Source organism: Xenorhabdus szentirmaii DSM 16338 (assembly GCF_002632585.1).
In the GTDB taxonomy this organism is placed as follows: Bacteria; Pseudomonadota; Gammaproteobacteria; order Enterobacterales; family Enterobacteriaceae; genus Xenorhabdus; species Xenorhabdus szentirmaii.
This window is the reverse complement of the sequence record NZ_NIBV01000001.1, coordinates 1,570,353-1,586,195: the sequence shown is the minus strand read 5'-3', so window position 1 is coordinate 1,586,195 and position 15,843 is coordinate 1,570,353. Positions and strand designations below refer to the sequence as shown.

Below are 15,843 nucleotides of genomic sequence, written 5' to 3'. Positions count from 1 at the left end.
AATGTTGTGTGAATAAATGATATTACGGATAAATTATCTTGTCCGAATGAAATTATATTGCTTGTTAAGCTTAAGACAAATTATCGCAAATCATAACATAGGCAGCAGAGCTAAACACCGCCCCGGATCAATCCTCCCAAGCCGCGCATCTCCATGAATTCAGATGATAATGCCTTTACCTGCTGACTAGTTTCAGCTTTTAGTATTACCCCGATAAGGTGTTCAAGTTCACTGGCATCCAAATGCCGCAACAAATATTTGATCCGCGCAACACTTCGGCCGCTCATACTTAAGCTGCGATAGCCCAAACCCAGTAAAACCAATGCCCCTAATGGCAGTCCCGCCATTTCCCCGCATACACTGACAGGAAACTCAAGACGTTGGCACTCATCAAATATCATTTTCAGAGCCCTGATGACAGCAGGATGCAAATTATCGTACAGAGAAGCAACATGCGTATTATTGCGATCTACCGCAAGCAGGTATTGTGTCAGGTCATTTGTACCGATAGAAACAAAATCAATCCGCTTCTTTAATTGCGGCAATAAAAAGAGGGTCGATGGAACTTCAAGCATGATGCCAATTTCAGGCATAGACACTGTATCGCCGATGACTTGCTCAACTTCTGTTTTTGCTCTTGTAATCAATTTTAGGGTTTCATCGATTTCCTCGATGCTCGTCACCATCGGCAACAAAATTTTTAGATTGCCAGTGTGTGCATGCGCTTTCAACATCGCCCTCAACTGAATCAGAAATATCTCCGGTTGATCCAATGTGATGCGAATCCCCCGCCAGCCAAGAGCTGGGTTATCTTCGCTGATGGGCATATAAGGGAGTTGTTTGTCGGCACCAATATCCAACGTTCTCAGTACCACAGACTTATTAGGAAAAAGTGACAATATCTCTTTATAGCGGTTTTTTTGTTCGTCTTCCGATGGGAAACCGCTATGCAACATAAAAGGGATCTCTGTCCGGTACAATCCCACACCATCAATGCTATCTTCAATATGCTGTTCATATTTCAAACTTAGACCGGCATTGAGTTGTACGAAAACCTGTTCCCCATTTTTGAGCTGTGCTTGCTGTTGCTGCTCACCTTCAGCCAATTTGCTGAGAGCTTGTTCTTCTTCAATTATCTGCTTGTACTCCTGGGCGACCAGCGGTTCTGGTTCAATAAAAATCTCACCGCGATAACCATCAAGGATTAACATTCGGTTATGCAACAGTTCAGGTTGAATGTCCGCCCCCATGATGGCCGGTATTCCCATTGCACGCACCAGTATCGCAGAATGAGAGTGAGTTGCCCCATCCCGCACAATCACCCCCGCTAATTTATCCTGCGGCATTTCAGCCAGTAAATTAGCACTGAGTTCATCAGAAACCAGAATAAAGCGCTCGGGCCATTGATCCGCCCCCGTGAAAGAATCATCCAAATGAAACAATACCCGTTGCCCCAAGGCCCGTAGATCCGAAGCCCTTTCTCGCATATAAGGATCTTGCAGGCTGGCAAAGCGCTCGGCATATTTTTCAATGACAGTTTTAACGCCCCACTCCGCCATAAAACCATTATCGACAGAAGAAAACATATCCTGCTTAAGCTGCGGATCATTCAGTAAGTGAGAGTAGAGATCAAAAATGGCGGCACTTTCTTTCTGCGAGCTGGAGGTAAAACGCTTACTGATACGACGACATTCCGCTGTCGCTTCCTCCAGAGCATAGGTTAGCCTTGAACGCTCAGCCTGATAATCCAGCGTCCATGCTTCATGAACCTGATCCAGCAAGGGTTGGGAACGATCCTGCCATCCCTGCGCCATGATAATTCCGTTGGAAATGGCGAGCGCCTTAATGTGGGTCTGGCGATACCGGCCAAACAGCCCTTTTGTCTGTACCTGAGCAAGAATAGCCGCAAGCTGCATTGCAAGCGTAACCATGAAAGATTCTTCACTTTCATCGAACAATCGCCGCTCACGTTGTTGAACAACTAATACACCCTGTAACTGTCGGCGATAAACAATGGGAGCGCCTAAAAAAGCCCTCAGGCTTTCTTCTTTCACTTGGGGAATATATTTAAAGCTAGGATGGTCACGAACATCTGCAAGGTTGATTAATTCAGACAAACGTCCGACTTCACCAACAACCCCTTCGCCAAAAGCCAGACGGATCATGCGCCATTTTGGTTTAGTCAGCCCTTTTGTTGCCATGAGGTAATAACATTGCTGTTGATGATCTGCCAGATAGATAGAGCAAACATCAGTGTTCATCGCGAGGCAGGTTTCATTAACCAATAGCTCAAGCGCTTCAGATAAATTGGTTGCCATAGCAACCTTTTCAACGATTTCCCTTAAGCGCATGAGCATAACAATTACCTAATATCTTCTGCGACGATGTAAATAAGGTGAATATGAAGCGGGTTCCTGCATTGGCATCACAATAGAAGAAAATTCTTTCATCACGCGGCGATACACATCACGTTTAAAAGAAACCACTTGCCGGACAGGATACCAATAACTCACCCAACGCCAGCCATCAAATTCAGGTGCCTTACTGTTTTGTACATTAATATCTGTTTCACTGCACAACAGCTGTAATAAAAACCAACGTTGTTTTTGCCCGATACAAACAGGCTTTGTATCCCAACGCACCAAACGCTTGGGTAATTTGTAACGCAACCAATTCCGAGTTGAAGCGAGAATCCGTACATCTTTGCGACTCAAACCAACTTCTTCGAACAGCTCCCGATACATAGCTTGTTCTGGTGATTCACCTTGATTTATTCCCCCTTGGGGAAATTGCCAGGAATGCTGCCCATAACGACGAGCCCACAAAACCTGCCCTTGGCGATTACAAATTACAATTCCTACATTAGGGCGGTAGCCATCATCATCAATCACCAGACTACCTCTCGATAAAACAAATTTGAAAAGATAACTAATTGTTTCATACTCGTCTCAAGCGGTAAACCTCTATGATTAGACTTTGCAGGCATCGCTTAAGCCTCTACAATACCGCCATCTCAACGGGGTGCAGTTGATGTTGAACAATGCTGCTGAGAATAAACCCGTCGAACCTGAACCGGCTAGTACCGACGTAGGGATTTGAGACGCAATCCATTGATATGCTATTCATTAATGCTAATGAATAATTTTATTCGGCCTCTCTCAGATCCTTTGCCAATCCGCTAATCACATTATTAATAACGACAGGAGAGCAAAGTGTTTAATAAATTATTTTCCCGCTTTATTGCCTTCAGTATGCTGTCAATTTCTGCTTGTCTGTTTGCTCAGGCCGCTCAGGCAAAACCCACACTGACGGTTTACACTTATGATTCATTTGCCGCTGAATGGGGGCCAGGCCCTGCCATCAAGAAAGCGTTTGAAGCTGAATGTCATTGTGAACTTAAAATCGTTGCTCTGGAAGATGGAATATCTTTGCTTAATCGTTTGAGAATGGAAGGGAAAAAAACATCGGCAGATATCGTGCTGGGTTTAGACAATAACCTGATTCAGGCGGCCCAGAAAACCGGATTGTTCACACCAAGCAGTATCGATACCTCAAAACTGAAGTTGCCCGTTGCCTGGAATAACACCACTTTCATCCCCTACGATTACGGCTATTTTGCTTTCATTTACAACAAAAACACCCTGTCGCATCCACCTGAAAGTATGGATGAATTAATCAATAATCACCAGAATTGGAAGATCATTTATCAAGATCCGCGCACAAGCACACCGGGTTTGGGATTCTTGCTTTGGATGCAAAAACTGTACGGTGACAAGGCAGCGCAAGAGTGGCAGAAAGTTGCCAAAAAGACACTCACAGTCACCAAAGGCTGGAGCGAATCTTATGGCCTGTTTTTAAAAGGGGAAGGTGACATGGTGCTGAGCTATACCACATCACCGGGTTATCACATCGTGTCGGAGAAAAAAGATCACTATGCTGCGGCGCTATTTAAGGAAGGTCACTATTTGCAAGTTGAAGTGGCTGCTCAAGTGGCATCAAGCAAGCAACCGGAACTTGCGCAGAAATTCATGCATTTCATGATATCACCGGCATTTCAGCAAACACTTCCGACAACACAATGGATGTACCCGGTCATTGACATCCCTCTGCCGGATGTTTTCAAGCAACTCCCCATTCCCGAAAAGTCTCTGCAATTCAATGCCGATGACGTGGCAAATCACCGTACAAAATGGATCCGTACATGGCAAAGCGCAGTAAGCCGTTAATTGCAGGCTGGTTATTACCGGGAGTTATTGCTTCCGGCCTATTAATTATCATCGCGTTGTCCGCATTCGGGGCATTGTGGTTCAATGCACCTGAAAGCAATTTACAGGAATTGCTGAATGATGATTACCTCTGGCATGTCGTCCGCTTCACGTTCTGGCAAGCATTTTTATCTGCTGTATTCTCTGTAATACCGGCTATTTTTCTTGCCAGGGCACTGTATCGCCGCCATTTTCCGGGGAGAACACTTTTCCTGCGGTTATGCGCCATGACGTTGATCCTGCCCGTTTTAGTCGCACTGTTTGGCATTCTCACTGTTTATGGTCAAACTGGCTGGCTGGCAACCTTTTCCCAATGGGCTGGCATTGAATATCATTTTACGCCTTATGGGATACAAGGCATTTTATTGGCCCATATTTTCTTCAACATGCCAATGGCAACACGTCTGCTGCTACAGTCTCTGGAGAATATCGCCATTGAACAACGGCAACTTGCCGCTCAGTTGGGCATGAGCGAATGGCAGCATTTTCGTTTTGTGGAATGGCCTTACTTACGCCGACAGATCCTGCCAACAGGTGCGCTGATCTTTATGCTGTGCTTTGCCAGCTTCGCGACTGTGCTCGCACTCGGCGGAGGACCGGCGGCAACCACCATTGAACTTGCCATTTATCAGGCACTCAGTTATGACTACGATCTGGCACATGCAGCACTGCTTGCCCTGATCCAACTCTTTTGCTGCCTTGGTCTGGTATTGCTCAGCCAAAAATTCAAAGGGGCACTTTCTGTCGGCTACAGCCATCAGCAACAATGGCGCAATCCACAGGATACATGGCTGCAAAAGCTCCCTGACAGTCTTTTGATTGGTGCAGCGCTGTTGCTTTTGCTTCCGCCCTTATTGGCCGTCATTATTGACGGGCTGAATCTCAGTTTTTTTACGGTGTTGCGCCAGCCTGCATTATGGCAAGCGCTGACCACTTCGTTGATTATTGCAATAGGAGCAGGGCTGCTTTGCGTTGTAATGACCATGATGCTGTTGTGGAGCAGCCGGGAGCTGCGTTTACGCCATTCGCTTCGCTGGGCGCAATCAATAGAAATAAGTGGATTGTTGATCCTTGCCATGCCGGGCATTGTACTTGCTACCGGATTTTTTCTTCTGCTGAACACAACGGTTGGATTGCCCCGTTCACCTTACGGGCTGGTTATTCTGACCAATGCGCTGATTGCCATTCCCTATGCAATGAAAGTCCTCGATAACCCCATGCGTGACTTGGCTGAACGCTACAATCCCCTGTGCCGTTCACTGCATATTCAGGGCATTCACCGGCTACGCTGGATAGAGCTAAAGGCCCTGAAAATTCCGTTGGCACAGGCATTGGCTTTTGCCTGTGTATTATCCATTGGGGATTTTGGTGTTGTCGCATTATTTGGTAACGAAGATTTTCGAACTTTGCCTTTCTATCTTTATCAGCAAATTGGGGCATACCGTAGCCAAGATGGGGCAGTCACTGCATTTTTACTGCTTTTACTCTGTTTTATTCTGTTCACTGTGATTGAACGCTTACTGGGCCGACGCCATGATTAAACTCGAAAATGTTACTTATACCTATGCACAGTTTCCCATGTATTTTGATATGTCAATTAAGGCAGGGGAACGCATTGCGATCCTCGGCCCAAGCGGGGCAGGTAAAAGCACATTATTAAATTTAATCGCTGGCTTTCAGTTTCCTGAATCCGGCAACATTTGGCTGAATGGAGAAAATCATACCCATACCCCTCCTGCCAACCGGCCTGTTTCAATGCTGTTTCAAGAAAATAATCTGTTTTCCCATTTAACCATTGAGCAAAACATTGGATTAGGATTGCATCCCGGTTTACGCCTGAGCGCAGAGCAAAAAAAAGCCCTTCAACATATTGCCGCTCAGGTTTCGCTGGAAACTTATTTGCCTCGCCTGCCTTCTCAGCTCTCTGGCGGGCAACGTCAGAGGGCAGCATTAGCGCGTTGTTTCGTTCGCCATCACCCCATTTTATTGTTGGATGAACCGTTTTCTGCCCTTGACCCTGCCCTGCGCAATGAAATGCTGGAATTGCTGGAACAAATATGTACTGAGCGGCAAATTACGTTATTGATGGTGTCTCATAATCTTGATGATGCCACGAAAATTGCACCTCGTTCGTTGCTGATTGTGGACGGAAAAATCCTGTATGACGGCGCAACAGAAAGATTAGTCAATGGCGATGTCGCTGAGGCTGCCATTTTGGGGATCAATTGAATTAAACATTGAGAAAAATGCCGTGGAAAGAAGTCAACTCGAATATAAATTATCATTATTCAGAGCCAGAAAATACATTGCTGATATTGAGGGGATAAGCCCCCCTCAATATCACCGCTTAATCGTGATGACTTTAGGTGGCACAAAGCGTGTTTAATCCGCCATTCATAAAATAAGTGAAAAACCACCACATTTAATTTAAATTCAATGAATTATACTCACTTTATTGTATATCGTTTAACACAACTTTCTTATAAACCACTAAATTTTCACGATATTGCTCAGATCTATGTCCATGCCAAAATAATGTCATTCCTTCAGGTGCAGGATTAATGTCTTCAGACAAAACCATCAACCATTCACACTGTTCCGGAAGCGTAAATGTCTTTTGCCTCTGAAGTAAAATGTGGGCAAAGTAATAAAGCATTGGGGCTTCAGATTCTCCAATGTTATATGATGCCATGCATTGGCTGTCCTGATATACCCCTGTCAATTCCCGCTTTAAGTCAAGGAATACGTATTTATAGCCTTTGGCATAATCAATCCAGCCCACAAATAATGTAAATACCAACCCCCAAACCGTCACAATGCCCAATACCCAATTCTGAGCGGCACGTAATGCCGGTGATCCTGAAATCAGCCAATTTTTCGCTATCCATACCGCAGTTATTAAAATGGCGATCCCAAATATCATCGCAGAAAAGTGCATCTGGTAGTTCATGGGGAGCCATCGGCCTAATGGTGCCAGCCAATGTTTATAGGTATCAGAAAGTGAGGCAAAATAACTGCTCCACAAAAATACAATCAGAAAAGACCATAATGTGGAAGAAAACAGACTGAAATACCGATGCATTTTTTCAGGCAGATGAACGAAAATTGCACTGGCCAATATTGCCATTGGCGCAATAAAAGGCAATAAATATAATGCACGGCCAGAGGCGGATATTTGCAATAAAATAACGCCGGATACAGCAAAAGCGGCACAAAGAAAATAATGCTGATCCGAAAAGACCTTAATCGGGTGCTTTAATATAAAAATAAAAGCCAGAATGCCCGATGGCAGTGCAAAAAACAACACGGCTTCCGGGATCATGGTCAGATTTCCCTGGGCGCCTAAATCTTCAACAGAAAAACCTAAAAAACGACCAATGTTATTGTCCCAAAACCAAATTTTGAATAAGTCTGCATGTTCAATAAACAGCATAACCGGCCATGGCAGAATTAAAATCAGTGCAATGACACCTGAAATGAAGGCATTTCGCCAATATTGTGGCGTCCGGCACTGTTTCAGGAACACAGGTGCCAGAACAAGGCATATCCACAATAGGCCGGGAATAAGGACACCTTTTGATAAGAGTGTTGCAGCCGTACCAATAGTTAACCATAAACAGGAATAAACAATTTTTTCGTTTTTGATTAATCCCTGCAAGCCATATAAGCCAATGATTGTTCCTGCTATCAAGGAAGTATCAGTAAACATGTCATGACTGTGGCGAACCAATCCGGGCGCGCTCGCATATAACGCAAAAGCAATCCATATCCGATGATCGGTGAAATTTTTGACATCAAATACACGTCGGGCCAACAAAATGAAAAAAGAAAAACTCGTTATAGAAAATAATAAAGACGCGGTTCTGGCAGCATCATGCATCGGAAGCCAGTGAGATAACAGATGTACAAATGAAGTTGCCGTCCAATAATACAAAGGAGGCTTTTCCATGAAAGCCTGCCCCGCATTCACAGGAACCAGCCAATTACCTGTCTCATACATGGTTTGAATAATGCCAAAACTATAATTCTCATCTTGTTTCCAGGGAGTATGCCCATAAATACCAGGTAACAAATAAATCAGCATGAAAACTATAAATAACAGTAAGGCCTTGAAGTCTGCCTGAGTCAATTTATTAGGGTTATTATTCATCGATATTTACCAGATTTAATTAATATTCATATTTTCCATAAAGTCATTAAGAATATTAGTCAATAAAAATGGTAACAAAAGGTCGTTAAATACAATTAGGATAGTAAAACTTCCATATAATTAAATAAGTTAATATCACTCAATGGAAGTAATTAAATAAAAGTCATAATATCTTTAATTTCCAAATTAATGATTTTTCCATTATTGCACTGCGTTTTTTTTGAAAATTATGTTTAAACCATGGGTAATTATTTATCGTAACTCAACGCTATTCAGGATTCGATTTATCAATATATTGATGTCTATTCATGTTATTTTTCAATTTCACAAAACTTAATAATTAAAACGTCTGGCTAAAGTTTATTACCCATAATCATAAGGCCCATCACCTGAATATGAGCCATTCCGGGGCCTGTGATCTGAATTGCAAGGCAGTCTGCTCATTGATGCAAATTATGGTCTGTTCGACAATCCCATATGATTACAGAATATTCATCTGAAAAACTGACCCAACTTGCCTTGCATACGTTGGGTCAGTTTGGCAATATGCAGGTGCCTATGCCGTTAACGGTAGGGATCAGTCACACAGGCAGTCGTTATAAAGTGACTTCATTTTGCAGCACATGATCAAGATCTTGTATCACATGGTCAGAATCAGGTTTGTTGAATTGCTTGGCAAGATAGAAACGAGTGTGATGATGTGCATATCCTTCAAGCTGTCCGTAAACTTTGTAACCCAACTTCTCATAAAAGCCTCTCGCTTGAAAACTAAAAGTATCTACATAAGCCATATGGCAAGATCGGCTTAATGCTTCTTTTTCGGCTTGTAACATAAGCTGTTTTCCCAAGCCTTTTTTACGATACTGCTCACTCACCCATAAATATTGAATTTCAAGACTTCCCCACCAGGTTCTGGATACAAGCCCGGCGACTATTTGGTTGGATTCATCCGTAAAAGAGATAAATAGAGGTTTGATATCTACATTGTCATAATTCTGATTATATTCCCAGAGGCTTTTAATTATATATTCTTCATTTTGTACATTTTGAGTATCGGTAATATGCATTTTCATTCTTTAGATTCCTGTTAATTAAAACCATTAAAATAAAACTATATCAAAGTGAAATTAAGAATTTGTATTATATTTCTTATCATTTTTCATGATCTCTTTTCAAGGGTGTTTTTCACCTATTTTAATTTTGATAAAAAAAGATTATATTCAATTAATGGTCGGACGGATAAAAAATATGAAATTCAACGCGATATAATAACTCTTCACTACCACATTTGGGTGAAAATGCAGTACCCATCTCGAGTATCACCAGGAGAATTCATGAATACTTTGATATAAAAATAAGTACAGTACAAATACAATAGCAATCTAATTTATAACCGTATCTCAGGCTATTTTCTCATCTCTTTGTGGTTTTTTAAAATACATAAACCATCAATCCCTGATTTATTATTACCTTAAGTTTGTAATTAATTAGTGTATGTATTGTTTCTCTGTTAATTTCAAAATTAAATTAAATATATATAATAAAAATATAATTCAATAAATAAAAATTTATGCTAATCAAATTGTGCTTTTTGCCTTTTTCAGTTACCCGTGATAGCCCCATTTGGGGTTGCAAATATCCGCCTCTGGCCATACATGCTATTTATTGCCCTTTATTGCACCTGTTATGTGAATGCCAGCAGGTGTATAAGTTCAGAAGAAATGTAATAAATAGTAGTGAGTCAATTTTTTTGAGGGAGTGGATATAACTCCCTTTTTCTTAACACGTTTTTATTTTCAATACAAAATACTGTATAAATAACCATATGTAGTGTTATAATTAAAACCATTCTCCCAAGATAGTTGACATTTGCCTTAAGAAAATCACCTTATGCAGATAAATCACGCCGAACAAGGTTTCATACTCACTCGACACTGGAAAGATACACCATCCGGCATTGAGTTAGTGTATTGGCTGGCGACGGATTCCGGTATCCGGTGCATTACCATCCCTCACCAAAAAGCCGTTGCCTTTCTGCCCCAGCGTGATTTGCCCAAAGTCAGGCCATTACTCGGGCAAGAACGATACTGCGAGCTGAAATTATTGCCCCTGAAAGATTTCAACCGCCAACCCGTCGCTGCCCTGTATTGCACCCAATACCGCCAGTTGCAGCATCTGGAAAAAGTGTTCAGAGAGCTGGGTGTCCCACTTTACGAAACAGATATCCGCCCGCCCGACAGGTTTATGATGGAACGCTTTGTTACGGCCCCCGTCTGGTTAAGCCAGAAACCAGACGGAATGTATCAAATGAAGCCTAATCCTGATTACCGCCCCTCCCTTAAATGGGTATCTCTGGATATCGAAACCAACCAGAATGGGGAGTTATATTCCATTGGGCTGGCAGGATGCGGTGAAAAAACCGTGTTTATGTTAGGGCCAGAGAATGGCACTCCGCAGAAGCCCGATTTCAAGCTGGAGTATGTTGCCAGCCGACCGCAGATGCTGAAAAAGCTCAATGAATGGCTGGCGGTGTACGATCCTGATGCCATTATCGGCTGGAGCTTGATTCAGTTTGATTTGCGGGTCTTACAGAAACATGCCGAACGCTATAATGTGCCTCTGAAATTTGGGCGCAATCAGGGTTTGCTTGAATGGCGGGAACACGGCTTCAAACCCGGGCACTTTTTTGCCTCAGCAGAAGGTCGCCTGATTATTGATGGCATTGATGCTTTGAAAACAGCAACGTGGAACTTTCCTTCATTCAGTCTGGAATACGTGGCACAAGCGCTATTGGGGGAAGGAAAAGCCCTTGATAATCCCTATGACCGGATGGATGAAATCAATCGCCGCTTTCAGGAGGATAAGCCGGCCCTCGCCCATTATAATTTGCAGGACTGTATTTTGGTTAACCGCATTTTTGAAAAAGCAGGTTTAATGGCGTTTCTCTTGGAACGAGCCACGGTCACCGGATTGGCGGTCGATCGCAGCGGGGGATCTGTCGCCGCGTTTACTCATCTTTATCTGCCAAGAATGCACCGCATGGGCTATGTTGCACCTGTTCAGCCAACTTACTTTAATAATGCCATCCCCGGTGGTTTTGTGATGGATTCATTTCCGGGGCTGTATGATTCGGTGCTCGTACTGGATTATAAGAGCCTCTATCCTTCGATAATCCGCACGTTTCTGATTGATCCGGTGGGCATGGTTGAGGGACTTGCCAAGCCTGACCGTGAGTATGCTGTCCCGGGTTTCCGGCAGGCATTTTTTTCCCGCACGAAGCATTGCCTTCCTGATATCGTGACGCAAATCTGGCTTGAACGGGATAAAGCCAAAAAACAACAAAATGCCCCGCTTTCCCAAGCCCTGAAAATCATCATGAATGCGTTTTGTGGCGTTCTTGGGGCTTCCGGTTGCCATTTTTTTGATCCTCGTCTGACATCATCAATTACCTTGCGCGGGCACAAAATCATGCACCAAACCCGCCAGTTAATCGAATCGCAGGGCTATCAGGTTATTTATGGCGATACGGATTCAACCTTTGTCTGGCTAAAGCACCCTCATTCTGAAGAGGACGCCTGCCGGATCGGTCATTTTCTGACACAATTCGTCAACCAATGGTGGCGGGAACACCTCAAAAATGAGTTCAACCTTGAAAGCATGCTGGAACTGGAATTTGAGCGGCATTATCAGCGTTTTTTCATGCCTACGATCCGGGGAGCGGAGCAAGGCAGCAAAAAGCGGTATGCCGGATTAAGTGGTGATGAGGTCATTTTCAAGGGATTGGAAACCGTAAGAACCGATTGGACGCCGCTCGCTCAGATTTTCCAAAAAGAATTGTATACGCTGATTTTTCACCGGCAGCCTTATCAGGACTATATTCGTGAGTATATTGCCAATACACTGTCGGGGGCGTTTGATGAGCGCCTTGTTTATCGCAAGCGTCTGCGCCGCAAATTGTCAGAATATCAACGCAATGTTCCACCGCATGTCCGGGCGGCGCGTCTGGCGGATGAGTATAACCAGCAACATAATCGCCCACTGCAATACCAAAATGGTGGTTGGATCAACTACATCATCACGCTGTCCGGTCCCGACCCCCTGGAAAATCAAGTCACCGCGCCAGATTATGAACACTATATCAGTAAGCAGTTAATGCCCATTGCTGATGCAATCTTGCCATTTATTCAAGATGATTTTCTTACCTTGCAAACAGGGCAAATAAACATGTCTTTTGAATAATGGATATTTTTGCAGGTGACGACGTGCCCGGCTTCAATTAACATATCGCTCCTTTAATGGGCAATGGCACTTTTGTGATCCCATTGGCAAAAAACATGAGTCATAAAATGCTATTGAAAACTTCCCTATCGATAACCAATGATGATCGATATCCAACAAAAGCAAAACGCAGCCATCCTGCAACCCTGAATAATATTGTCTAACAGAAAATTGAGCCCAAATTTATGCCATTTACTCTTGGTCAACGCTGGATAAGCGACACAGAAAGCGAACTTGGATTAGGAACAGTCGTAGCGCTGGATGCGCGCATGGTAACGTTGCTTTTTCCTGCCAGTGGAGAAAACCGTCTTTACTCACGCAATGATTCCCCCATTACCCGAGTTATGTTTAACGTCGGTGATACCGTGACCAGTCACGAAGGCTGGAAACTCAAAATAGATGACGTTCAACTAGATAATGGCCTGCTGAACTATGTCGGTACCCGCTTAGATACTGAAGAAGAAAATATCTGTCTCCGGGAAGTTTTTCTGGATAGCAAGCTGACGTTTAATAAACCGCAAGATCGCCTGTTTGCTGGTCAGATTGACCGCATGGATCGTTTTGCCCTGCGATTCCGCGCCCGTAAACACCAAAGCGAACAATCTAAATTGGCAGAAAGTGGTCTGCGTGGCATAAGAGCCAGCCTGATCCCCCACCAGCTGCACATTGCCAATGAAATTGGCAAGCGCCATGCCCCCCGTGTGTTGCTGGCTGATGAGGTCGGTCTGGGTAAAACCATTGAAGCCGGCATGATTATCCATCAACAATTGATGGCCGGACGTGCAGAGCGTGTACTCATCATCGTCCCTGACAGCTTGCAGCACCAGTGGCTGGTCGAAATGCTGCGCCGGTTTAACCTGCGCTTCTCTCTGTTTGATGATGGCCGTTACACCGAAGCCCTTCATGACAGTGATAATCCATTTGAAACAGAACAATTGGTGATCTGTTCTCTGGATTTTGTTCGCCGCAACAAACAGCGTTTTGAACTGCTTCTGGAAGCCAGCTGGGATTTGATGGTTGTCGATGAAGCTCATCATCTGGCATGGAGTGAAAAAGCCCCAAGCCGCGAATACCATGTGATTGAACAACTGTCAGAACAAATTCCTTCTGTCCTGTTGCTGACGGCAACACCTGAACAATTGGGGCAAGAGAGCCACTTTGCCCGTCTGCGGTTGCTGGACCCGAATCGTTTCCACGATTATCAGGCATTTATTGATGAGCAACAGAATTACCAACCTGTTGCGGATGCCGTCTCTTTGCTGTTGTCCGGTGAAACACTGAACGATGATCAACAAAATGCCATTGTCGAACTCATCAGTGAGCAGGATATTGAGCCTCTGCTGAAAGCCACAAACAGCAATAAAGATGAAGAGAGTGAAAATGCCCGCAACGAACTGATCACCATGTTGATGGATCGCCACGGCACCAGCCGCCTGCTGTTCCGTAATACCCGTGGTGGTGTGAAAGGTTTCCCGCATCGTGAGTTGCACGAAATCAAGTTACCCTTGCCGGCCCAATACCAGACGGCAATCAAGGTTTCTGAAATCATGGGCGCCAAAAAAACGGTAGAAGCCCGTGCAAAAGATATGCTCTATCCTGAGCGGATCTATCAGGAATTCGAAGGGGAAAATGCCACATGGTGGAATTTCGACCCCCGCGTAGAATGGCTGCTGGGTTTCCTGACTGCAAACCGTGACGAAAAAGTTCTGGTGATCTGTGCCAAGGCAGAAACCGCGCTGCAATTGGAGCAGGTTCTGCGTGAGCGCGAAGCAATTCGCAGCGCGGTGTTCCATGAAGGCTTGTCCCTGCTGGAGCGTGACCGTGCTGCCGCTTACTTTGCTTCTGAAGAAGAAGGCGCACAAGTGCTGCTTTGTTCTGAAATTGGTTCAGAAGGACGTAACTTCCAGTTTGCCAACCAACTGGTCATGTTTGATTTGCCTTTCAACCCTGATCTGCTGGAACAGCGCATCGGCCGTTTGGATCGTATCGGTCAGGGCCGCGATATCAAAATCAGTGTGCCTTATCTGGAAAATACGGCTCAGTCCATTCTCCTGCGTTGGTATCACGAAGGTCTGGATGCTTTTGAACACACCTGCCCGACAGGCCGTTCCATCTATGACAAATATTATGAGACGCTGCTGAATTTCCTTGCCAAGCCGAACGAACAAACAGGCTTCAGTGAATTTATTGCAGAATGCCGCACACATCACGAACAGCTCAAGCAGCAATTAGAGCAGGGCCGTGACCGTCTGCTGGAAATGAATTCCAACGGCGGTGAAAAAGGCCAGAAACTGGCAGAAAAAATTGCGGCTCAGGATAACAATCCGGAGTTGGTGAATTTCGCCCTGAACCTGTTCGATATCATCGGCATTAATCAGGAAGACCGCAGTGACAATATTATTGCCCTGCATCCGTCCGACCATATGCTGGTGCCTGATTTTCCGGGATTGCCAACCGATGGCTGCTCCATTACATTTGACCGTGAAAAAGCCCTGTCCCGCGAAGATACGCAATTCCTGAGCTGGGAACATCCCATCATCCGCAATGGCCTGGATTTGGTGCTGTCAGGAGATACCGGAAGCTGTGCGGTTTCTATCCTTAAAAACAAAGCACTGCCAGTGGGAACTCTGCTGGTTGAGCTTATTTATGTTGTTGAAGCCCAGGCACCGAAACATCTGCAATTGACCCGTTTCTTGCCACCAACGCCGGTTCGCCTGCTGTTGGATCTAAAAGGAACGAATCTGGCACCTCAGGTGGAGTTTGAAAGTTTCAACCGCCAGTTAAATGCGATCAATCGCCACAACGCAAGCAAGCTGGTCAATGCGGTGCAAAAGGAAGTCCATGCCATTTTGCAGCAATCTGAGCCTCTGGTTGAAGCGCAAGCGCGTGAGTTGATTGAGAAGGCGAAGAAAGAGGCGGATGAAGTGCTATCAGCCGAGTTGTCACGATTGGAAGCACTGAAAGCGGTTAACCCGAATATCCGTGATGATGAGCTGAGTGCCATTGAGTCTGAGCACAAGAATTTACTGCTCAATCTTGATCAGGCTAACTGGCGTCTCGATGCCATTCGTTTGGTGGTCGTTTCTCATCAATAATCCGCCATGAATAACAAATAGCTAATTCAAGCTCAGGGAATTTCCATGGAAACTC

The 15,843-nt window shown here is 44.5% G+C and carries 8 protein-coding genes, 1 pseudogene and 1 riboswitch; of the genes and pseudogenes, 5 read left to right on the top strand and 4 right to left on the bottom strand.

Annotated features, from left to right (window positions below; translation table 11 throughout):
- Window positions 1-110: 110 nt before the first annotated feature.
- Together ptsP and rppH are read right to left on the bottom strand one after the other, a co-directional pair.
- Complete coding sequence (gene ptsP / locus Xsze_RS07285) at window positions 111-2,357, bottom strand: phosphoenolpyruvate--protein phosphotransferase (RefSeq protein WP_038236451.1); 2,247 nt, start codon at window positions 2,355-2,357, stop codon at window positions 111-113.
- A 9-nt stretch (window positions 2,358-2,366) separates the two neighbouring features.
- Window positions 2,367-2,891, bottom strand: a complete 525-nt coding sequence (gene rppH, locus Xsze_RS07280) for an RNA pyrophosphohydrolase (protein WP_038236454.1) — start codon at window positions 2,889-2,891, stop codon at window positions 2,367-2,369.
- 116 nt (window positions 2,892-3,007) lie between these two features.
- Window positions 3,008-3,112: riboswitch (TPP riboswitch) on the top strand.
- A 100-nt stretch (window positions 3,113-3,212) separates the two neighbouring features.
- Between rppH and thiB the strand changes: the two genes are divergently transcribed.
- From thiB to thiQ, 3 genes are read left to right on the top strand one after another with little or no spacing between them, the layout of a single operon-like run.
- Window positions 3,213-4,226 (top strand): thiamine ABC transporter substrate binding subunit, encoded by a 1,014-nt coding sequence (gene thiB, locus Xsze_RS07275; RefSeq protein ID WP_038236841.1) that lies wholly within the window; start codon window positions 3,213-3,215, stop codon window positions 4,224-4,226.
- Window positions 4,202-5,806 (top strand): thiamine/thiamine pyrophosphate ABC transporter permease ThiP, encoded by a 1,605-nt coding sequence (gene thiP / locus Xsze_RS07270; protein WP_038236457.1) that lies wholly within the window; start codon window positions 4,202-4,204, stop codon window positions 5,804-5,806. The genes thiB and thiP overlap by 25 nt, the downstream gene beginning before the upstream one ends.
- Window positions 5,799-6,494 carry a thiamine ABC transporter ATP-binding protein ThiQ gene (thiQ, locus tag Xsze_RS07265; protein WP_038236461.1) on the top strand — a complete coding sequence of 232 codons (696 nt, stop codon included), beginning with the start codon at window positions 5,799-5,801 and terminating at the stop codon, window positions 6,492-6,494. Before thiP ends, thiQ begins: the two co-directional genes overlap by 8 nt.
- A gap of 223 nt (window positions 6,495-6,717) precedes the next feature.
- On the opposite strand, the gene Xsze_RS07260 is transcribed toward thiQ, so the two are convergent.
- Window positions 6,718-8,415: an ArnT family glycosyltransferase gene (locus tag Xsze_RS07260; RefSeq protein ID WP_038236464.1), complete on the bottom strand. Its 1,698-nt coding sequence runs from the start codon at window positions 8,413-8,415 to the stop codon at window positions 6,718-6,720.
- A gap of 668 nt (window positions 8,416-9,083) precedes the next feature.
- Window positions 9,084-9,488, bottom strand: a pseudogene (locus tag Xsze_RS07255) (GNAT family N-acetyltransferase); the annotation flags it as partial.
- Window positions 9,489-10,305: 817 nt separating this feature from the next.
- Here Xsze_RS07255 and Xsze_RS07250 point away from each other — a divergent pair.
- A complete protein-coding gene (locus tag Xsze_RS07250; protein ID WP_038236467.1) occupies window positions 10,306-12,654 on the top strand; it encodes a DNA polymerase II in 2,349 nt (782 codons plus the stop codon).
- 224 nt (window positions 12,655-12,878) lie between these two features.
- Window positions 12,879-15,788, top strand: a complete 2,910-nt coding sequence (gene rapA / locus Xsze_RS07245; protein ID WP_038236469.1) for an RNA polymerase-associated protein RapA — start codon at window positions 12,879-12,881, stop codon at window positions 15,786-15,788.
- The last annotated feature ends 55 nt before the right edge of the window (window positions 15,789-15,843 follow it).